Origin of the sequence: Streptomyces sp. NPDC089919 (assembly GCF_040684615.1) — a bacterium.
In the GTDB taxonomy this organism is placed as follows: Bacteria; Actinomycetota; Actinomycetes; order Streptomycetales; family Streptomycetaceae; genus Streptomyces.
On sequence record NZ_JBFBGK010000016.1, the window covers coordinates 57,895 to 76,481 of the forward strand.

The 18,587-nt window shown below is 74.2% G+C and carries 21 protein-coding genes; 15 read left to right on the plus strand and 6 right to left on the minus strand.

What is annotated here, in order from left to right; genetic code table 11:
• Positions 1-30: 30 nt before the first annotated feature.
• From AB0O40_RS09820 to AB0O40_RS09830, 3 genes are all read left to right on the plus strand, one after another.
• Entirely contained in the window at positions 31-1,158 is a 1,128-nt protein-coding gene (locus AB0O40_RS09820) for a PP2C family protein-serine/threonine phosphatase (protein WP_365037553.1), read from the plus strand.
• A gap of 504 nt (positions 1,159-1,662) precedes the next feature.
• The gene (locus tag AB0O40_RS09825; RefSeq protein ID WP_365037556.1) at positions 1,663-2,742 is read left to right on the plus strand and encodes a dihydrodipicolinate reductase; all 1,080 of its coding nucleotides are present in this window, start codon (positions 1,663-1,665) and stop codon (positions 2,740-2,742) included.
• Positions 2,739-3,218, plus strand: coding sequence for a carboxymuconolactone decarboxylase family protein (locus tag AB0O40_RS09830; protein WP_365037558.1), 480 nt, complete (start codon positions 2,739-2,741; stop codon positions 3,216-3,218). The genes AB0O40_RS09825 and AB0O40_RS09830 overlap by 4 nt, the downstream gene beginning before the upstream one ends.
• A gap of 64 nt (positions 3,219-3,282) precedes the next feature.
• On the opposite strand, the gene AB0O40_RS09835 is transcribed toward AB0O40_RS09830, so the two are convergent.
• Both AB0O40_RS09835 and AB0O40_RS09840 read right to left on the minus strand, forming a co-directional pair.
• Positions 3,283-4,938 carry a GMC oxidoreductase gene (locus AB0O40_RS09835; RefSeq protein ID WP_365037561.1) on the minus strand — a complete coding sequence of 552 codons (1,656 nt, stop codon included), beginning with the start codon at positions 4,936-4,938 and terminating at the stop codon, positions 3,283-3,285.
• Positions 4,939-5,119: 181 nt separating this feature from the next.
• On the minus strand, positions 5,120-5,824 hold the full coding sequence (locus tag AB0O40_RS09840) for an RraA family protein (protein ID WP_365037564.1): 705 nt from the start codon (positions 5,822-5,824) through the stop codon (positions 5,120-5,122).
• Between the two features lie 181 nt (positions 5,825-6,005).
• On the opposite strand from AB0O40_RS09840, the gene AB0O40_RS09845 reads away from it, so the two are divergent.
• The 6 genes from AB0O40_RS09845 (at position 6,006) to AB0O40_RS09870 (ending at position 10,925) form a co-directional block, all read left to right on the plus strand.
• Complete coding sequence (locus tag AB0O40_RS09845; protein ID WP_365037567.1) at positions 6,006-6,842, plus strand: undecaprenyl-diphosphate phosphatase; 837 nt, start codon at positions 6,006-6,008, stop codon at positions 6,840-6,842.
• A 90-nt stretch (positions 6,843-6,932) separates the two neighbouring features.
• Entirely contained in the window at positions 6,933-7,163 is a 231-nt protein-coding gene (locus AB0O40_RS09850; protein WP_365037569.1) for a DUF4287 domain-containing protein, read from the plus strand.
• A 300-nt stretch (positions 7,164-7,463) separates the two neighbouring features.
• A complete protein-coding gene (locus AB0O40_RS09855) occupies positions 7,464-8,186 on the plus strand; it encodes a GntR family transcriptional regulator (RefSeq protein WP_365037572.1) in 723 nt (240 codons plus the stop codon).
• Positions 8,187-8,284: 98 nt separating this feature from the next.
• The gene (locus AB0O40_RS09860) at positions 8,285-9,274 is read left to right on the plus strand and encodes a trypsin-like peptidase domain-containing protein (RefSeq protein ID WP_365037575.1); all 990 of its coding nucleotides are present in this window, start codon (positions 8,285-8,287) and stop codon (positions 9,272-9,274) included.
• Positions 9,275-9,514: 240 nt separating this feature from the next.
• Positions 9,515-10,186, plus strand: coding sequence for a DedA family protein (locus AB0O40_RS09865; protein WP_365037577.1), 672 nt, complete (start codon positions 9,515-9,517; stop codon positions 10,184-10,186).
• Between the two features lie 61 nt (positions 10,187-10,247).
• Positions 10,248-10,925, plus strand: a complete 678-nt coding sequence (locus tag AB0O40_RS09870; protein WP_365037580.1) for a phosphatase PAP2 family protein — start codon at positions 10,248-10,250, stop codon at positions 10,923-10,925.
• Between the two features lie 10 nt (positions 10,926-10,935).
• On the opposite strand, the gene AB0O40_RS09875 is transcribed toward AB0O40_RS09870, so the two are convergent.
• From AB0O40_RS09875 to AB0O40_RS09885, 3 genes are all read right to left on the minus strand, one after another.
• Positions 10,936-11,166, minus strand: coding sequence for a hypothetical protein (locus tag AB0O40_RS09875; protein WP_365037582.1), 231 nt, complete (start codon positions 11,164-11,166; stop codon positions 10,936-10,938).
• Between the two features lie 23 nt (positions 11,167-11,189).
• Positions 11,190-11,384, minus strand: a complete 195-nt coding sequence (locus AB0O40_RS09880; protein ID WP_365037585.1) for a hypothetical protein — start codon at positions 11,382-11,384, stop codon at positions 11,190-11,192.
• A 90-nt stretch (positions 11,385-11,474) separates the two neighbouring features.
• Positions 11,475-12,731, minus strand: coding sequence for a helix-turn-helix domain-containing protein (locus AB0O40_RS09885; protein WP_365037588.1), 1,257 nt, complete (start codon positions 12,729-12,731; stop codon positions 11,475-11,477).
• 104 nt (positions 12,732-12,835) lie between these two features.
• Between AB0O40_RS09885 and AB0O40_RS09890 the strand changes: the two genes are divergently transcribed.
• From AB0O40_RS09890 to AB0O40_RS09910, 5 genes are all read left to right on the plus strand, one after another.
• Positions 12,836-13,363 carry a helix-turn-helix transcriptional regulator gene (locus AB0O40_RS09890; RefSeq protein WP_365037590.1) on the plus strand — a complete coding sequence of 176 codons (528 nt, stop codon included), beginning with the start codon at positions 12,836-12,838 and terminating at the stop codon, positions 13,361-13,363.
• Positions 13,364-13,452: 89 nt separating this feature from the next.
• The gene (locus AB0O40_RS09895; RefSeq protein WP_365037593.1) at positions 13,453-14,637 is read left to right on the plus strand and encodes a DUF2306 domain-containing protein; all 1,185 of its coding nucleotides are present in this window, start codon (positions 13,453-13,455) and stop codon (positions 14,635-14,637) included.
• 30 nt (positions 14,638-14,667) lie between these two features.
• A complete protein-coding gene (locus AB0O40_RS09900) occupies positions 14,668-15,528 on the plus strand; it encodes a hypothetical protein (protein WP_365037596.1) in 861 nt (286 codons plus the stop codon).
• Between the two features lie 130 nt (positions 15,529-15,658).
• Positions 15,659-16,453, plus strand: a complete 795-nt coding sequence (locus tag AB0O40_RS09905; RefSeq protein WP_365037598.1) for an alpha/beta hydrolase — start codon at positions 15,659-15,661, stop codon at positions 16,451-16,453.
• Positions 16,454-16,516: 63 nt separating this feature from the next.
• Positions 16,517-17,437 (plus strand): universal stress protein, encoded by a 921-nt coding sequence (locus AB0O40_RS09910; protein WP_365037601.1) that lies wholly within the window; start codon positions 16,517-16,519, stop codon positions 17,435-17,437.
• Between the two features lie 150 nt (positions 17,438-17,587).
• Here the strand turns inward: AB0O40_RS09910 and AB0O40_RS09915 are convergent, their stop codons facing one another.
• On the minus strand, positions 17,588-17,929 hold the full coding sequence (locus AB0O40_RS09915) for a hypothetical protein (RefSeq protein ID WP_365037603.1): 342 nt from the start codon (positions 17,927-17,929) through the stop codon (positions 17,588-17,590).
• Positions 17,930-18,136: 207 nt separating this feature from the next.
• Here AB0O40_RS09915 and AB0O40_RS09920 point away from each other — a divergent pair, with 207 nt between their 5' ends.
• Positions 18,137-18,490, plus strand: coding sequence for a hypothetical protein (locus AB0O40_RS09920; RefSeq protein WP_365037606.1), 354 nt, complete (start codon positions 18,137-18,139; stop codon positions 18,488-18,490).
• Positions 18,491-18,587: the final 97 nt, after the last annotated feature.

Consider the following 18,587-nt stretch of genomic DNA (forward strand, 5'->3'; position numbering starts at 1 on the left):
GGCGGGGGCGAAAGCGTGTATCCAGGGACGATGGATCACCGGCACCTGTCCTGGCCCCGGCGGCAGGCGCTGCTCGCGGTCCCCGTCGCGCTGATCTTGATCGTCACGACGGTGGACGTGCTGGCACCGCCCGATGTGCACCTCGGGCCCTTCCTCGCCGCCGCCCCCGCGGTGACCGCGTCCTTCCGCGGTCCCCGGGCCACCGCGCTGGTGGGCGCCGCCGCGGTCCTCGCGCAGTCCGTGGTCGCGGCGGCGCGGACGACCCTCACCGACCTGAACCACACCTTCCAGATCACCGCCCTGGTCCTCATCTCGGTCTTCGTCACGCTCTTCGCCCATCTGCGCGAGGAGCACGAGAAGCAGCTGAGCCAGCTCCGTTCGGTGGCCGAGGCCGCCCAGGGAGTGGTGCTCCGCCCGCTGCCCGGCCGGCTCGGTCCGCTGCGGCTGGCCTCCGTCTACCTCGCCGCCGAGGCCGAGGCGCAGATCGGCGGCGACCTCTACGCGGTGGCCCGCACGGACCGGGGCACCCGGCTGCTCATCGGCGACGTCCGCGGCAAGGGCCTGGCCGCGGTGGGGGACGCCGCGCTGGTGCTCGGCGCCTTCCGGGCCGCGGCCCACCGGGCGGCGCCGCTGCCCGCGCTGATCGCCTTCCTGGAGGGTGCGGTCGGCACCGATGCGGCGGACGCCGGTGCCGGTGCCGGCGCCGGCCCGGACCGGGCGGGCGAGGCCGGGCCGGAGGACCAGGCGGAGGCCTTCACCACGGCGGCCGTCCTCGACGTCCCGGACGGGGAACCCCGCCTGCACCTGATCAACTGCGGCCACCCGCCGCCGCTCCTGCTGCGCGGCGCCGCGGTGCACGCGCTGGAGGTGGCGCAGCCGGCCCCGCCGCTGGGGCTCACCGAGTTCGCCGGGGCGCCCCTGGAAGCCGAGCCCTTCGAGTTCGTCGCCGGGGACGTCCTGCTGCTGTACACGGACGGGGTGATCGAGGCCCGGGACGAGAAGGGCCGCTTCTACCCGCTGGCCGAACGCGTGGCCGCGGCCCCGCGCGGCACTCCGCAGGAACTGCTGCGCCATCTGTGCGCCGACTTGCTGGGGCACGCCGCGGGCGGCCGGCTGGGGGACGACGCGGCGATGGTGGTGGTGGTTCGGGAGGGGTGAGGGGCGGGTGGCGGGGGGGTCTACAGGGCGCGGTCCGTCGTGTGCGGGTCCCCTCGCCGCTTGACGGGTCGTGGCCTGCAGGCCCTGCGGCAGGCCCACCCCTGGGACTTCGCGGCTTCGCCGTCGCCTGCGGCGATCCCAGGCCCGGGCCTGCCTCCGAGCCAGCCTGCCACGACCCGTCAAGCGGCTACCCCACACACCACGGACCGCGCGCGGGGCCCGGGCGGATGTCCCCGGCCCGGTCCCGCCTCCGGACCAGCCTGCCACGTCCCGTCAAGGGGCTCCCCCACACGCCACGGGCAACCGCGGCAGCGGGTCCGAGGGCGTCGTCCGCAAGGGGGCCCGGTCCCGCCTGCCACGACCCGTCAAGCGGCTACCCCACACACCACGGACCGCGCGGAGCCGGACCGAGGGCGTCGTCCGCAAGGGGGCCCGGCCGGTCCCGGCCGAAAATCATGTGTCACGGCACTGGGCACCTCCGGGGCCGCTGGCTACCCTCCGCGCATGATTTCCACGGTTGTCTGGGGGACCGGCAACGTGGGCCGCGCGGCGATCCGCGCCGTCGATGCCCACCCGGCCCTGCACCTCACCGCAGTCCTCGTCCACCATCCCGACAAGGTCGGCCGCGACGCCGGCGAACTGGCCGGTCTCGACCGCAGCCTGGGCGTGCCCGCCACCGACGACATCGAGGCGGTCCTGGCCGCCGGCCCCCGCGCCGTGGTCTACGCGGCCTCCGGGGACATCCGCCCCGACGAGGCCCTGGCCGACATCGTCAGGGCGGTGGGCGCCGGGGCCGTCGTGGTCAGCCCCGCCCTCTACCCCCTCTACGACCACCGCAGCGCCCCCGCGGAGTTCCGCGATCCGGTGCTCGCCGCCGTCGAGGCCGGCGGCGGCTCGCTCTTCGCCTCCGGGGTGGACCCCGGGTGGGGCAACGACGTGCTGCCCCTGCTGATGAGCGGCCTGGGCTCGCGGATCGACGCCATCCGCTGCCAGGAGGTCTTCGACTACTCGACGTACGAGCAGCCCGACTCGGTCCGCTACCTGGTCGGCATGGGCCAACCGATGGACTACGAGCCGCCCATGCTCATCCCCAGCGTCCCGACGATGGTGTGGGGCGGGCAGATACGGATGATGGCCCGGGCCCTGGGCGTCGAGGTGGACGACATCCGCGAGACGCTGGAGCGCCGGCCGCTGGAGTCCACCGTCACCACCCGCACCATGGGCGAGTTCGAGGCCGGCACCCAGGGCGCCATCCGCTTCGAGGTGCAGGGGTTCGTCGACGGCGAGCCCCGCATCGTCATCGAGCACATCACCCGGATCCACCCCTCCTGCGCCCCGGACTGGCCCAGTCCGCCCGACGGCTCCGGCGCCCACAAGGTGATCATCGAGGGCCGGCCGCGGATCGAGGTCACCGTGGAGGCCAGCGACGAGGGGGAGAACCGGTCCGCGGGCGGCAACGCCACCGCGGTCGGCCGCCTGGTCAACGCCATCGACTGGCTGGTGGAGGCGGAACCCGGCCTCTACGACGCCCTGGACGTCCCGCTGCGCCCGGCCACCGGGAAACTCGGAAGGAAGCAGTCATGATCATCGACATCCCCGAGGGCCAGGAGCCCATCGGCTACGTCTGGGGCGACATGGTCCCGGGCATCGGCATGGCCGCCGCCAACTTCTCGCTCTCCGTCTACGCCCACACCACCCTGGGGCTGCGCGAGTTCGAGGCGGCCCGGCTGCGCATCGCGCAGATCAACGGCTGCGTCTTCTGCCTGGACTGGCGCACCGACCGGGACGGCGAGAAGGTCGAGGACGGTTTCGACGAGGCGGTCGAGCAGTGGCGCACCACCGACGCCTTCGACGACCGGACCCGGCTGGCCGCCGAGTACGCGGAGCGGTACGCGCTGGACCACCACAACATCGACGACGCGTTCTGGTCCCGGATGACGGCGCACTACAGCCAGGTGGAGATCGTGGAGCTGAGCATGAGCATCGGCTCGTGGCTCGCCTTCGGCCGGCTCAACCATGTCCTGGGCCTCGACTCCGTCTGCGTGCTGCCCGGGCACTGACGCGCGCCCGGGGCGGCCGGGGGCCGGCCGGTTCGGCCGGCCCCCGGACCGCCCCGGGCGGCCGTCACAGGTCCGTGGCGATGATCTTCTCGATGTTGCGCTCGGCCAGGGCCGTGATGGTGACGAACGGGTTGACGCTGGTGTTGCCGGGGATCAGCGCTCCGTCGATCACGTACAGGCCCGTGTAGCCGTACAGGCGGCCGTAGTTGTCGGTGGCCTTGCCGAGCACCGCACCGCCCAGCGGGTGGTAGGTGAGGTGGTCGCCCCAGATCTTGTTGGTGCCGAACAGGTCGGTCCGGTAGATCGTGCCCTCCTTCGAGTTGATCTTGTCGAAGATGGTCTTGGCCATGTCGATGGCCGGCTGCTTCCAGGCGGTCTGCCAGTTCAGCTCGGCCTTGCCGGTGGCCGCGTTCCAGGTGAACTCGGCCCGGTGCGGGTTCTTGGTGATCGAGAGGTAGAAGGAGGCGTACGTCTCGATGCCGGTGGGCAGCGGGGCGACCTCCGCGAAGGCGCCCCCGGCCGCCCAGTTGTCGATGCCGGAGCAGGGGATGGTCGACTGGAGCTTGCCGGTGGGGTCCCACAGGTAGTTGGCCCGGCCGCACATCACGTTGCCGTTGTCGCCCCAGCCCTTGCCGACCTGGTCGTTGAGCAGCGGCAGCGCCCCGGTGGCCTTCAGCTTGACCAGCAGCTTGCTGGTGCCGACGCTGCCGGCCGCGAAGAACACCTTGCCGGCGGTGACGCTCTTGGTGGCGACCACGTCCCCGGTGGTGTTGATCTGCTCGATGGTCACCGCGTACCCGCCGCCCGGTGCCGGGGCCACCGTGGCGACCCGGTGCAGGGGCGAGATGGTGACCCGGCCGGTGGCCTTCGCCTGCGCGAGGTAGGTCTTCTGCAGGGACTTCTTCCCGTGGTTGTTGCCGTACAGGATCTCGCCGTCCAGCGCGGACTTGGTGGCCGTGCCGGCCGCCTCCTGCTTCATGTAGTCCCAGTCGTACACGTCGGGCACGAAGGTCCAGGGGAAGCCGGAGCGCTGGGCGTGCTTGCGGCCCACGCGGGAGAACTGGTAGCAGTCCGCGGTCTCGAACCAGGCCGGGTCGATCAGGCCCACGCCCAGTCCCGCGTTGGCCCGCGGGTAGTAGGTGTTGTACATCTCGTCGGCGTCGACGGTGGGCAGCACGGAGGCGAAGTTCTCCCGCTTGGGGGTGACCGCCATGCCGCCGTTGACCAGCGAGCCGCCGCCCACGCCGCGGCCCTGGTACACGATGATGCCGCCCATCTCCTCGGCGTCGAGCACGCCCGTGTAGCGGGAGATGTCCTTGTCGATCGGGAAGCCGAGGAAGTAGTTCAGCGGCGCCTTGGTGCGGGTGCGCAGCCAGTACGAGCGCTGGTCCGGGTTGAGGGTGTTGCAGAAGATCTTGCCGTCCGGCCCGGGGGTGTCCCAGGCCATGCCCATCTCGACGAGTTGGACGTCCACGCCCGCCTGGGCGAGCCGGAGCGCGGCCACGGAGCCGCCGTAGCCGGATCCGACGATCAGCGCGGGGACCTGTGCGCCGTCGGCGATGGGGTTGGTGCTGGCGAGCCCGGTGACGGCAGCGCCTGTGGGGGCGGCGCTGGCGTGACCGGACAGCGCGAGGCTGCCGAAAAGAGAACTTGTTCCAATGATGAATCCACGACGGGACACACCCTTGGAACCCATTGTCGGCTGGGGATTTGCCTTCATGTGGGGTTCCTCACTCTCTGGCGGAGTGGAAACAGGTTCTAGTCCCAGTCGAGTGACAAGTCACTAGATACTGATAAGTAACTTTTGTCCGTACCTGTAACGCTTGCGCCCTCACGGGACATGCGTGAGGGCCGGCGGGGGAGTCCCCGCCGGCCCTCTGACGGCCGTGATCGCGCCGGTGCTACTCCTCGATCGCCCCGCCGGAGCCGCGCAGGTGCCGGCGGAAGCTGTGCGAGGGGTCCGCGGCCCGCCGCTCCAGGTAGGCGGCGAATCCGGTCTGCTCGCGCAGGGTGCGGCCGGCCCGGATCAGCCGCGCCTGCTCCCGCTCCGTGCGGTGGATCGCGTCCGCGGTCTCCAGTACCTCGGCGGCCCGGTCGGCGGCGACGAAGAGCACGCCGTCCGCGTCGGCGAAGACCACGTCCTGCGCGGTGACCCGGTGCGGGCCGAAGGGCGCGTCGGCCAGCGCCTCGGGCTCCCGGTCGTCCAGCCGTACCGGCCCCGCGGGGCAGCTGCCGTAACTGAAGACCGGCAGGCCGATCTCCAGCAGCTCGGGGGTGTCGCGGTGCAGCCCCCAGATCACCAGACCGGCCACCCCGGCCGCGGCGGCCTCCAGGGCGGTGAGGTCCCCGACGCAGGCCTCGTCGAGCCGGCCGGCGTTGCCGGCGACCAGGACGCTGCCGGGCCGGGCCGTCTCGAAGGCCTCCAGGAAGACGTCGACGCTGCCGTAGTGCCGGGCCGGCAGTGCGGGTCCGGCGAGCCGGGAGCCCGGCGCCACCGGGCGGATGCCGGGCGGTGCCAGGCGCAGCGGGACCTCCAGGCGCACGCAGGCGTCGGCGACCAGTGGGGTGGACAGGTCCTTGAACGCCTCGGTCAATCCGTCGAACATCGCTGCCTCCCGGGCTCGTTCGCGCCGCGACCGCCGTGGCGCCGAGGCCATCATGCAGGCGGGTCGTACGCACCCGGCACACCGCCGGTCGGAGAACCCGGCGTTGTCGTCTACAGTCTTGTAGAACTTCTGCGGTCGTGCGGAAGTACCCCTGTTCCGAGTGTGTCATGAGACGGATCCCATGAGTGCAATCAGCGTCGGCCAGGCCGTGGTCCTCGGCATCGTCGAGGGTGTGACCGAGTTCCTGCCGGTCTCCTCCACCGGGCACCTCAAGATCACCGAGGGGCTGATGGGCATCCCCGTCGACGACACCTCGGTGGTCGGCTTCACGGCCGTCATCCAGGTCGGGGCCATCGCCGCCGTGCTCGTCTACTTCTTCAAGGACATCGTGCGGATCGTCTCCGCCTGGGGTCGCGGGCTCGCCGACAAGGAGGAGCGCTACCACCACGACTACAAGTTCGCCTGGTGGGTCATCTACGCCACCCTGCCGATCGTCGCCGTCGGCCTGGCGGCCAAGCCGCTGATCGAGGGCCCGCTGGCCTCGCTGTGGGTGGTGGCCGGCTCCCTCATCGTCGGCAGCGGTGTGATGTGGGCCGCCGACCAGATGGGCCGGCACAAGCGCGGCGAGGACGACACCAGCTTCAAGGACGCCATGCTGGTGGGCTGTTCGCAGATCCTCGCGCTGCTCTTCCCGGGCTTCTCGCGCTCCGGCGCCACCATGTCCACCGCCCTGATGCTCGACCTCGACCGGGTGGCCGCCACCCGGCTCTCCTTCTTCCTGGGCATCCCGGCCCTGACCGGCGCCGGGATCTACGAGCTGAAGGACGCGGTGGGCGCCGGGGTCGACCCGCTGCCGCTGCTGATCGGTACCGTCGTCTCCTTCGTCGTCGCGTACGCCTCCATCGCCTGGCTGCTCAAGTTCGTCGCCCGGCACTCCTTCAACGCCTTCGTGATCTACCGCATCGTCATCGGCGTCCTGCTCTTCGGCCTGCTGGGGACGGGAATCATCGCCGCCTGAGAATTTTTCCGCGCGCGGACCGATGAGTTCCCGCGGGTCGGCCGGTCTTATCCTGTGACAGGACCTCAGCGCCACGGAAGAAGGCCCGCGATGACCACGACCCCCGCCACTCCCGCCGCCAAGGGCGGCCCCGCCAGCTACTTCCCCTCGATCGAGAAGAAGTACGGGCAGCCGGTCGCGCACTGGCAGGAGCTGATCCGCAGCTCGCCGCTGACCCGCCACATGGAGTTGGTCGGCTGGCTCAAGAGCGAGCACGGCCTCGGGCACGGCCACGCCAACGCCCTGGTCGCGCACACGCTGCGGGAGGGCGCCGCCGGCTGACGGACCGTCGGAAGCGCGGCCGCCGGACCGGATCCGGACATGCCGAAGGGCCCCGGGAGCCACCCGCTCCCCGGGGCCCTTCGGCGTGTCCGCCCGGGGCCTGCGGTGTTTGCGGGAGCCAAGCGGCGGGATTCGGACAGGAAGCGGGGGCGGGGTTCTGAAAGGTATAGACCAATGCTAGGTTTGGTCGCGTGTCCCGCACATCCCGTCACCTTCGGTGACCTTGGAGGTCGTGCCGTGTCCCGCTCCCTCACTCCGGCTCCCCCCGCACCCCTGCCGCCCGCGCAGGTCCCGGCATATGTGCGCATCGCGGAACAGCTGCGCCGCGAGATCGACCGCGGCGCGCTCCCGCCGGGTGCCCGGCTCCCCGCCGAGCGCGTGCTCGCCGCCCGCTCCGACGTGAACCGCCAGACCGTGCGCAGTGCGCTCCAGCAACTGCGCGAGGACGGACTGGTGGTCACGGACAAACGCGGCACCTTCGTGGCCAGCGGCCCCCGGGCCGCGCCGGCGCCCCCGCCGGTGCGCCGCCCGCTCTTCCCGGGCGGCGCCGGGGCCGGCGCGGCGCAGGCCGAGGCCCGGCTCTACGTCGCCCCGGCCCCCGGCTCGCTCGCCGAGCTGCTGGGCGTCCCGCCCGGGCAGGCCGTACTCGCCCACCGGCACCGGGCGTTCGGGGCGGCCGGGGAGCTGCGCCAGGAGGCGCTGACCCACTTCTCCCCGGTCGCCGTGGCAGAGATCCCCGAACTGCGGCGCTACCGCGCCCGGCTCCGCGGCCACCAGCCGGACCTGCGGCTGCTCTACCAGTGGATGGACCGGGCCGGGCTGCGGCCCGTCACCCGCGAGTCCATCACCCTCTCGCGCTGGTCCGAACGGCCCTCGGTACGCCGGGTGGTGCGCGACGGCCGCGGCCGGACACTCGAGGTCACCGACCTCTTCTTCACGCCGGGATGGCAGGAGCTGGTGTTTGAATACCAGGGCCCCGGAGTCACCGCCGCCCGCACCGCGAGCGACCTCCCGGGCAGCTGACCCCGCCCGGCCGCCCCGCGCCGGGCGGCCCGCCCCGACCGACCGAGGCCCCCGTACCGGGCCCGGCCGGCCGGCCCGCCCCCGAGGAGAACCGCTCCGTGCCTCGCGCCACCGCGTACCGTCCCCGCCCGCTGCGCTCCGCCGCCGTCGGCGCCCTCGCCCTGGCGCTCCTGGCCGGCGCCACCGGGGCGGCGGCCTCCGAGCCCCGGCCGGAACCGGTGCGCCCGGCGGCCGACGACGGCTGGTCCGCGGCCCGCGCGGCCGCCTACTGGACCCCGCAGCGGATGGCCGCCGCCCAGCCGGTGGACGGTCCGCCCGCACCCCGCTCCCAGGAGGCCGCCGCCCCGGCCGCCGGGACGGCCGGCGCACCCGGCGTGGGCCGGGACTTCGGCGGCCTCCCGCAGATCGGCCGGATGTACCTGATGCGCGGCACCGGCGCGTACTTCTGCACCGCCAGCGTCATCGCCTCGCCCCGCCGCAGCCTCGTCCTCACCGCGGGCCACTGCCTCGACGGGGGCAGCCGGGACCAGCAGCTCGCCTTCGTCCCGCAGTACACCCAGGCGCGGCCGCAGCCGCACGGCGTCTTCCCGGTGCTCCGGTCCGGCGGGGCCAACCGCATCTGGATCGACCCGCGCTACCGCAGTCTCGGCCACGACCGGGCCGCCGGTCTGGACGTCGCCTTCGTGGAGGTCGCGCGCAACGCCGCGGGCCGGCGGGTCCAGGACGCGGTGGGCGCCGACCGGCTCCTCCTGCACCCGGGGTACGCGCACAAGAGCGTCCGCCTCATCGGCCACCCCGGCAACAAGCCCGTGCCGCGCACCTGCACCAACGCGACGAGCAGGTTCACCAGCACCGACCGGGGGATCCCCGGGTCGTTCCTGCGCATCGACTGCACCGGCTACCCCGGCGGCACCAGCGGCGGTCCTTTCCTCGCGCACTACGACCCGGCCACCCGCACCGGGGACGTGATCGGCATCATCGGCGGCTACAAGACCGGCGGCACCAGCCCGGACACCTCCTTCAGCCCCTACTTCGGCCAGGACATCGCGCGGCTGTTCGCGCTGGCCACGGCACCGGTCAGGTCCTAGGGGGCGGCCGGCGGCGGGCCGCGTCCGGGTCCTCGCGGGTCCGTCCTCCCGGGATCCGGCGCCCTGAGATCCGTCACCCCGGGTCCGTCGCCCCAGGGTCCGTCTCACCGGGGGTCCGTCACCAAATCCGTCCCGGGCCGTTATCGTCTACAGTGCCGTAGACCGTCTACTTGTGTGTAGTCGCTCCGGCGCGCCCGCTCCGCCGGGCCGTACCCGCCCCTGACGAAAGGGCCCGCGAGGATGACCGTCCCCGTGTCCGCCGCCCCGCCGCTGCCCCTCGCGGTCAACCTGCTCGACTCCCACTCGCTGTTGGCAGCCTTCGGCGTGCTGGGCGTGGGCCTGGTGATGTTCGCCGAGACCGGCCTGCTCATCGGCTTCTTCCTGCCCGGCGACTCCCTGCTGTTCACGGCCGGCCTGCTGTGCAGCGGAGCCGCCGACCCGGACCTGCGGATGTCCCTGCTGCCGCTGCTGGCCGCGGCCGCCGGCGGGGCCCTGGCCGGCTCCCAGTGCGGCTACCTGATCGGCCGCAAGGCGGGCGGCGCGCTGCTGGAGCGCAGCCGCTCGGCGAAACTGCGGGAGGGCGCGCACCGGGCCCAGGAACTGCTGGAGCGCTACGGCTACGCCAAGGCCATCGTGCTGGCCCGGTTCGTGCCGGTGGTCCGTACGGTGCTCAACCCGATGGCCGGTGCCCTGGGCGTACCGGCCCGCACGTTCACGCTCTGGCAGGTGGCCGGCGGGCTGTTCTGGACCGTCGGCCTGGTGTTGGGCGGCTACGCGCTCGGCGCCTCGGTCCCCAATGTCGACCGCTACCTGCTGCCGGTGATCGCCCTGGTCGTGGCCGTCTCGGTGGCCCCGGTCGTCTTCGAGGTGCTGCGCGCCCGGCGCAACGCCCAGCGGGGCGCGGCCCGATGAGGCCGGTCCGCCACCGGTCGGCGCCGCGCGGCCGCGGCGGCCTGCGGGGGACCGCCGTCCGGTGAGCCGGCCGCCGGACCGGACCGCCGTGCGGTGGGCGGGGCCGCTCGCCCTCGGGGCCGCGGTGGCCTTCGGGCTGCTGGCCTTCGCCGCGGCCGGCCATGCCGGCGCGCCACTGCCCGGCGACCGGTGGGCACACGACTGGGCCCTGCACCACCGGCCGGGCTGGGCCCTGGCCGCCGCCCGGCTGCTGACCGCCACCGGCACCGGCGTGATCCCGTACCTGCTGGCCGCGCTGGCCGGCCTGATCGCCGCCCGCACCCAGCGGGAGCGGCGCTCCGCCGTCGCGCTCTGCCTGCTGGTGCTCGGGCTGGGGCAGTTGCTGCGGTACACCCTGATGCTGTCGCTCTCCCGGCCGCGCCCGCCGGCCGCCGACTGGGCCACGCCGTACGCCTCCGGCTTCTCGTTCCCCTCGGGGCACGCCAGTACCGGAGTGCTCACGGCCGGGCTGCTGGTCCTGGCGGTGTGGCGGCGTGGCCCCCGCCACCGGCTGCCGCTCGCCGCCGGGATCGCCCTGTGGGGCCTAGCGGTCGGCCTGACCCGGGTGTACCTGGGCGTCCACTGGCCCACCGATGTCCTGGGCGGCTGGCTCTTCGCGACGGCGTGGCTGGCGGGGTGCGTGTGGCTGTGGGGACGGCTGGTCCCACCGGCGCCGCGCGGGGCCCACGAAGGGCCCTGATGCTTCCCGGTCAGCGGAGCTGCTGCCAGCAGTGCACGGGGTCGTGCCGTACCCCCACCCCGCCGCGGCACCTGTCGCAGCGGACCACGGTCGAGCCGAGCAGCCGCTGGAGGCGCCCCGGCCCGTGGCAGATCAGGCACCGCGTCGCGGTGGCGCGGCACACCCCGCCGGGGTGCGCGGCCGAGGCCTCGACCGGTAGCCCGAGCCCGGTCACGAGCAGACTGGCCGCCTCGCCCTCCATCTCGGCCAGACTCCGCCACCGGCTCACCGGGCGGCCCGCAGGCAGTCGGCCGGTGCCGTGAACTCCAGATGGTCGTCCCCGCGCACGTACGCGACCCGGCGACCGTCCTCGGCGAGCACGGCCACGAGGACGCCCTCGCGGAGGCTACGGGTGTCGACGACCCGGCGCCGCAGCAGCGCGTGGTCGACGGCGGTGAAGTTGAGCGGTTCCTGGGCCATGCGGTGGTGCTCCTACCGTGGTCAGCGGGTGGTAGGGCGACCGTAGGCCCGCCGGCAGCGAAGAAGGGGCCCGCTTCGGGCCCCCTCGTCTCACGCGGCCAGCATGCCGATGTCGAGCGCCAGCCGGCTGGCCCGTTGCCGTCGCTCGGGCGAGCGTGCCTCGGCCTCCTCCAGCACGATGCGGCGGGCGTAGCCGTTGTAGCGGACGGTCTCCGGTGCGGCCTCGTGGGCCTGTTCCAAGGTGGCCAGCGCGGTCACGTACTGGCCGTCGAGGTAGTACGCCCGGGCCTGCTCGATCCGGTGCCGGGCCCGGCGCGGCCGGGAGCGGATCGCGCCGGCCTCGGCGCGGTCCGCCTGACGGCTGGACTCGCTGCCGTTGCGCAGCTCCACGGCCACGGTCACGCCGTGCGCGCCCATCACGGCCCGGCCGAACGAGGTGACGGGGTGGAAGTAGTCGGCCGGCAGCCGCTGCGCGATCCGGTCCGCACGGTCCCACCAGCCCCACGCCGTCCCGCTCTCCATGCGACGGGCCGCGGTGTAGCCCGCCTCGAACGTCAAGGCGCCGACGATCGCCCGTACTTTGAGGGGCGCCTCCTCCAGACCCGGTTCCAGGAGACGCAGCGCTTCCGTCGTGACGGCATCGGCCGCGTCGAAGTGGCCGGGCCCGCTGTCGCGGTGCGCCTGCGCGCTGAGCCACGCGGCGATGCCGATGGCGTGCAGGTCCTCCGACTCCTGCGCGGCGACCATGCCGCGCTCGGCCACGCGCCACAGCAGTGCGGCGTCGGGCTGGTAGGCCACGAAGAACTGCGTCAGCGAGTACACCTCGCTGAGCAGAGCCTGGGCGGTCCGTCGTTCGGCGCCCGTATCCGCCTGGCGGACCGCCAGTTGTGCGTCGCGGATGAGCCCCGGGAGCAGGTCGCCGAGCACTTCGCGGTGGTTCGGTGACTGGTGCCGGGCCGCCCAGGCCGCGTCGAGCGCTGCCCGCAGGTACGCCGTCGAAGGCGCCTCCCGGTCCGCGGTGAAGGGGAATGCGTCGATGGCCGCTCGGACAGCCGGCAGCCTGGCGTGCCCGGGGCCCGTGAACAGGCCGATCTCCGGCTCGCCGCCGATCTCGCCGACGAGGTCGTTGAGATGCCGCACGCGCAGGGCCTCGGCGATCCGGAACAGCTCGGGCAGCCGGGGGACCTTCAGCTTGCCGCTCTCCACCTTCTTGACCCACGACTCGTGGTGCCCCAGGAGTCCGGCCAACTGCTCGCGGGTCATGCCTCGGCGATTGCGGTAGATCTGGACCCGCTGCCCGAAGCGGACCGGGTCGTCATACGGGTCGGGGGAAGCATCGGGTGACACGGCCTTGCCCCTCTCAGTAGGGCTCCTCACTGGACAGCGTAGGGCGCAAGCCGGGTCGGTGCCGGGGCGGTCGGGAATCGGCCGTCTCGCGATACGGTCACCGCATGGCTGAACCCCGTCTGACCACGCCCTCGTTCCTCGTCCTCGGCATCATCGACACCCTGGGCGAGGCCAGTCCGTACGACGTCAAGGTCGAGGCGGCGCGGACCGTCGCGCCGTTCTGGTCCGTGCCGCACGCCCAGGTCTACGCCCAGTGCGACCGGCTGCTGGAGGCCGGGATGCTCTCCGAGGACCGGCAGGCCGGCGGGCGGGGCCGGCGGCTGCTGCGGCTGACCGAGGCCGGGCGCGCGGCGCTGGCCGACTGGCTGGCCGACCCGGCCTTCGTCCCGGTCGAGGCCCGCGAACGCGGCATCCTCAAGCTGTGGTTCGGCGCCCGCCCCGAGCTGCACGTCCCGGTGCAGCTCGAGGAGCACCACCGGACCCTGGCCGAATACGAGCAACTGGCCGATTCCGTCGGCGAGCTCATCACCCGCGGCCAGCGCGAGGCCCTGGAGTTCGGCATCCGCTATGAGCGGATGATGGTGGATTTCTGGCAGTGGGTGGGCGAGCGCGGCGAGGACGGTGACGCCTGAGGTGTTGACCGGGCACCCGGTCGCCCTTACCTTCCCGATAGTCCAATAAGGACTATCGAGGGGCCGAGGCCCGCGCCGGGGGAGTCGCCGTGCACCGACCGAGGAACATCGCCTGGGGGCGGGTGGCCACCATCACCGTGGTCGTCGTCTGCCTGACCTACGCACCGGTCGCGATGACCGAGCTCTGGCCTTACGCCCGGCCCGGCGCCCCCGCGTTCGGCCAGTGGGTGCTCGCCCGGACCGTCTCGGCCCGGTACGCCGCCGACGCCCTGGCCACCCGCATCGGACCGTACGGGCGCAGCCTGGTCCCGCTGGTCGTCCACTCGGTGCTCGGCGGCCTGCTCATGCTGCTGGGCCCGGTCCAGTTCCTCTCCGCGGTCCGCCGCCGGACCCGGCTGCACCGCGCCGCCGGTGTGCTCTTCGCCGTGACCGTCTACGCCAGCATGGCCGGGGCGGCCGTCTACCTGGCCCGCACCGACCCCGCCGACGCCTTCAGCGGCGCCGCCTTCTGGATCATGCTCACCACCATCCTGGTGGGGACCGTGCTCAGCGTCACCTTCGGGATCCTGGCCGCCCTGGCCGGGCTGCCCGACCTGCACCAGCGCTGGATGCTGCTCTGCTACGGCTTCCTGATGACCGCTCCGCTGCTGCGGCTGGAGTGGGGCGCGCTGCCCCGGCTGCTGCCCGGCCTGTCCATGGTCGAGATCAACCGGGTCGCGGTGATGCACCTCGGCTCGCTGGTCGTCTTCGGCGCGCTGCTCGCCTCCCGCGCCCTGGACCGGCGCACCCGCGTCCCGGGGGTGGCCGGGACGTGGGTGCCGCTGCCCGTCCTCCTCGCGGCCCACCTCGCCGGGGCCGGCGGGCTCGGCTGGCTGGCCCACGCCCTGCTCGGCCTCGGCGGCCCGGGCCCGCGCCTGCTGGCCGGGTACCTCATCCCGTACGTGCTCGCGTACGCCGTGATGGTCGCGGGGCAGCGCCGGGCGGCCCGTACCGGGAACGGCTGGGCGCGCGAGGAGTGGCGGCTGCACCTGGCCGCGCTGTGCCTGGCCCCCGCCTTCTCGGCCGCGATCGCGCTGCCGCTGCGGCACACCATGGGCCTGGACCGGCTCACCGCGCTCACCGCGGCGGCCGGCATCGGCTGCGGCGTACTCGCCTTCGCCGCCACCGCCGTGGTCAGCCTGCGGGTGCTGTACGGGCGCGAACTGGTCCGGCGTACCGCGCCGTCGGACGGCGCCGGGCGCACCCCGGCCGTCGCCACCTCCGCGGCGGTCTGAGCCGTGGCACTCGGAGAAGGGGGACCGCGGATGAGCGAGGAGACGACGGCCGGCGCCGCCACGGCCGCGGAGGGCGGCCGGGAACTGACCGTGGGCATCGCGGTGCTGGCCGGCGTGGTGGCCGTGACCAGCCTGCTCACCGGGGCGCTGATGGCGGGCGGGGCGCTCTTCGGCGAGATCACCGGCCCCTTCGCAGCCCCCGGGCCGGTGGGCCAGGGGGTGGTCGGCGCCGCCATGCTCGGCACCGCCCCGGGCCTCCTGCTGGTCGGACGGGCCCGGACCTGGGAGGAGGTGCGGACCTTGGTGCTGCCCCTGGGGGTGGTCCTGGTGGGGCTGTTCACCGTCGGCCTGACCAACGCCGGTTCGCTCCAGGCCGCCCAGGGCGGGCCGCTCTTCCTGGCCCTGTTCAGCCTGGGCTGGCTGCCGGTGCTGGGGGTGCTCGCGCTCGGGGCCGTGGTCTGCATCGGCCGCCAGTACGCCCGGCGGGCCGTCCCGCTGCGCCGCCGGGCGCCGCTGCCGGGCTGGTCCAAGCCCTTCCTCGCGGTGCTGGGCTCGTCCTGGCTGGGCATCGGGGCCGGACTGCTGGTGCTGCCCGGCTTCTGGTCCGACTTCGTGCCCTGGCGGGTGGGGCGCGCCGACGCGCAGGCGCTGGGGGTCTGGGCGCTCGCGATGGGGGTCGGGGTGCTCGGCGCGCTGGTCGACGACGACCTCGGCCGGGGACGCCCGGCGCTGGTGGCGCTGCCGGGCGTGGCGGTGGCCGTGGGCGTGGTCCTGGCCGCCAACGCCTCCGACGTGGACTGGGCTTCCGGCCCCGGCTGCTCGCTGGTCACCCTGATCGGCGGACTGCTGGTGGCGGGGGTCGCGGGGTGCCGGATGGCACCCCGCGAATGAGGGAACCCCGGCGGTCCGGCCGGCCGTGCGGGCCACGGGGATGCATGGCCGGCCGGGCCCCGGGGGAGTCTGAGGCCGGGCGGGCGGCGGCCCGCCCGGACCTCGGAGAGAGCGCGGAAGGACGGTTCCCGTGGCGGAGTTCGTACTGGTGGCGGGCGGCTGGCTGGGCGGCTGGGCCTGGCGGGAGGTGGCCGGGGAGCTGACCCGGCGCGGCCACCGGGCGGTACCGGTGACCCTGACCGGCCTGGGCGACCGGCGGCACCTGGCCCGCCCCGAGACGGGCCTGACCACCCACGTCGAGGACATCGTCCAGGTCCTCGACCACGAAGACCTGACCGACGCCGTCCTGGTCGGCCACAGCTACGGCATCTTCCCCGTGGCGGGGGCCGCGGACCGGCGCCCCGAACGCCTGGCGCGGGTGGTGCACCTGGACACCGGAGTACCCCAGGACGGCGACACCGTCGCCGGATCCTTCATGGACGAGGAGCGGCGCCGGGCCGTCCGGGAGCTGGTGGACACCGGCGGCGCGGGCTGGCGCTTCCCGCTGCCGCCCGCCGAACTCCTCGCCGACTACGGCAGCCTGGCCGGTCTGGACGCCGCTGCGCTGGCCCGGCTGCGCCGGCTGGCCGCACCGCACCCGTACGCCTGCTTCACCGAGCGGCTGCGGCTGACCGGCGCGGGCCGCAAGGTGCCGCGCAGCGGGGTGTTCTGCACCGCCAACGGCGCTTCCACGGCCGTGGTCGAGGCCCTGTACGCGGCGGGGGAGCCCCGGCTGGCCGGGCTGGCCGACGCCGGCGTGACGCTCTTCGACCTGCCCACCGGGCACTACCCGATGCTCTCGACCCCCGGACCGCTGACGGACGTCCTGATCGAGGCCGCCGAAGGGCGCGGCCACCGCCTCGGGGACGCCCCCGCGGGACCTTAGCCGCGTCTGCCACGGGCCTTCCGCCTCCGGGCTCCGGGCCGTCCGGGGTGCAATCCTGGACACATGATCGCTAAAGGGATGGACAGCAACGGCCCGGTCGTCGTCGCCGTGGACGGCTCGGAGCACAGCCTGAAGGCCCTGGACTGGGCGCTGCTCGCGGCCCGGGCGGTGGGGGCGGAGGTGGTGGCCGCCCATGTGCTGCCCGGCCACGCGCAGTTCTGGCAGGCCCGGCGGACCTCGATGGTGGGCGCGGCGGAGGAGCCGGCCGCCGACCCGGTCGCCGGGGTCGTCCGCGCGCACCTGGAAGGCCGGGCGGACCTGCCACAGGTACGGTACGAGTCCTTGGAGGGCGAACTGCCGGGCGCGCTGGACGCGCCGGCGGCCGGCGCCCGGATGCTGGTGCTCGGCTCCCGCGGCCGGGGCGGCTTCGCCAGCCTGCTGCTCGGCTCGACCAGCCGGGCCAGCGCCACCACCGCGCCCTGCCCGGTGGTCGTCGTACCGCACTCGGCGCGCGAGGCCGGCCGGGAGGGCGAGGGCCGGGTGGTGCTGGGGCTGAACCCCTCGGAGACGGCCGACGAGGTGATCGAGTTCGCCTTCCGGCAGGCCGCCGACCTCGGCCTGAAGATCATGCCGCTGACGGCCTTCCTCGATCCGGTGGCGCCGCTGCCGCTGATCGGCGCGCCGATGCCGGGCGGCCTGCCCGACGAGGACCTGGCCCCGCTGCTGCGGGAGATCGAGCGGGCCCAGCAGGAACGGCTGGAGCCGATCGCCGCCCGCTACCCGGGGGTGGTGGTGGAGAGCCTGGTCGGACCGGGCGACGCCGCGGGGCAGTTGGTCGCCCAGTCGAAGACTGCCGACCTGCTGGTGGTCGGCCGGCACCGGACGCGGCTGCGGGCCGACTCGCTGCTGATGGGCTCGGTGGCCAACGCGGCGCTGCTGCACGCGCAGTGCCCGGTGGCGGTGGTGCCGGCGCCGAAGAGATAGCGCCGGCGGCCGGTGAGGTAGGCGTCCGGGGCCGAAGAGATGGCGCCAGGCGGCCGGTGATCCAGGCGTCCGGGCCCGGCGTTCGCCGGCCCGGTCCTGCCGGCTGCCGCCCGGTGTCCGGTGGGTCCGGGCACCGGGCGGCCGCGGTGCTCAGGCCTCGGCGCCGGCCCCGGTCAGCTCCCAGGCGTGGCGCTTGAACTCCCGCTGGAAGTCCGGGTGGTCCTCCCACATCCGGGCCGCCCCGCGCAGCACGTCCCAGTTGTGCTCCAGCGTCTGGTCGATGACGTTGCGCAGGGCCGGGTCGGCGTCGGCGCGCTGGGCGATGACGCCCTTGACGGAGGAGGCGGCGAGCACGGCCCCGCGCAGGGCGCGCAGGGCGCGGGAGGTGTCGTCCATGCCCCAGCCGTGCTCGCTGCCCGTGGAGGCGTCGAAGAGCGGGGTCAGGCGCGCCTCGATGAACGCGGTGATCCGCTCGAAGTGCTGTACGTCCATCGGGGTCTGCCTCTCCTGGGTGTGCACGGTGCGGGCGGCCGCGCACCGGCGCGGCCAGGGACGACTGTAATCGCGGCGGCAGGTCGTACGCGGCGCCGGGGCCCGTACATGGACGGTCCCGGTGCGCGGAAAGTGAGTACGGATACTCATCACGCGCACCGGGGCCGCCCCGAGACTGGGCGCATCCACCAGAAAGGCACCGTGACCATGCTGCTCAACCGACCGCGCCGGACGTCCCCGTCCGGGACGGCCCTGCCCCTCCTCGCCGCTGCGGGCGTGGCCGCCGCACTGCTCACGACCGGTTGTGCGGCCGGGCCCGACCGGATCTGCGGCTCCGGCGACTACCCGGTGAAGGCGGTGGGCAACACCACCGGCCAGGACTGCGTGCCCGACGGCGAGGAGCCGCCGCCGGGGTACGTCCGCTACCCCGCGGGCAAGGTGCCGCAGCACGTCGGCGACAAGTGGGACGAGTACTGGGGGACCGTGGTGGTCGACCAGGACGGCCGCATCGTCCCGGGCCCGCGACCCACCACCGACCCGGCGGCCACGCCGAGTTCGTGAGGTGGAAGCCCGCCCGGTGAGCCGGGGGACATCCGGACGGGCGGGCTCCGGAAGCCGGGTGGGAAGCCCTCTTGCGCAATGGTCAAGAAGTGTTGAC

What these genes read in the sequence shown, in the direction of transcription:
- AB0O40_RS09910 (WP_365037601.1), top strand. Translation starts at nt 16,517, where the DNA reads ATGATCGCTAAAGGGATGGACAGCAACGGCCCGGTCGTCGTCGCCGTG.
- AB0O40_RS09890 (WP_365037590.1), top strand. Translation starts at nt 12,836, where the DNA reads ATGGCTGAACCCCGTCTGACCACGCCCTCGTTCCTCGTCCTCGGCATC.
- AB0O40_RS09825 (WP_365037556.1), top strand. Translation starts at nt 1,663, where the DNA reads ATGATTTCCACGGTTGTCTGGGGGACCGGCAACGTGGGCCGCGCGGCG.
- AB0O40_RS09840 (WP_365037564.1), bottom strand. Translation starts at nt 5,824, where the DNA reads ATGTTCGACGGATTGACCGAGGCGTTCAAGGACCTGTCCACCCCACTG.
- AB0O40_RS09865 (WP_365037577.1), top strand. Translation starts at nt 9,515, where the DNA reads ATGACCGTCCCCGTGTCCGCCGCCCCGCCGCTGCCCCTCGCGGTCAAC.
- AB0O40_RS09845 (WP_365037567.1), top strand. Translation starts at nt 6,006, where the DNA reads ATGAGTGCAATCAGCGTCGGCCAGGCCGTGGTCCTCGGCATCGTCGAG.
- AB0O40_RS09920 (WP_365037606.1), top strand. Translation starts at nt 18,137, where the DNA reads ATGCTGCTCAACCGACCGCGCCGGACGTCCCCGTCCGGGACGGCCCTG.
- AB0O40_RS09830 (WP_365037558.1), top strand. Translation starts at nt 2,739, where the DNA reads ATGATCATCGACATCCCCGAGGGCCAGGAGCCCATCGGCTACGTCTGG.
- AB0O40_RS09875 (WP_365037582.1), bottom strand. Translation starts at nt 11,166, where the DNA reads ATGGAGGGCGAGGCGGCCAGTCTGCTCGTGACCGGGCTCGGGCTACCG.
- AB0O40_RS09880 (WP_365037585.1), bottom strand. Translation starts at nt 11,384, where the DNA reads ATGGCCCAGGAACCGCTCAACTTCACCGCCGTCGACCACGCGCTGCTG.
- AB0O40_RS09915 (WP_365037603.1), bottom strand. Translation starts at nt 17,929, where the DNA reads ATGGACGTACAGCACTTCGAGCGGATCACCGCGTTCATCGAGGCGCGC.
- AB0O40_RS09820 (WP_365037553.1), top strand. Translation starts at nt 31, where the DNA reads ATGGATCACCGGCACCTGTCCTGGCCCCGGCGGCAGGCGCTGCTCGCG.
- AB0O40_RS09850 (WP_365037569.1), top strand. Translation starts at nt 6,933, where the DNA reads ATGACCACGACCCCCGCCACTCCCGCCGCCAAGGGCGGCCCCGCCAGC.
- AB0O40_RS09835 (WP_365037561.1), bottom strand. Translation starts at nt 4,938, where the DNA reads ATGAAGGCAAATCCCCAGCCGACAATGGGTTCCAAGGGTGTGTCCCGT.
- AB0O40_RS09900 (WP_365037596.1), top strand. Translation starts at nt 14,668, where the DNA reads ATGAGCGAGGAGACGACGGCCGGCGCCGCCACGGCCGCGGAGGGCGGC.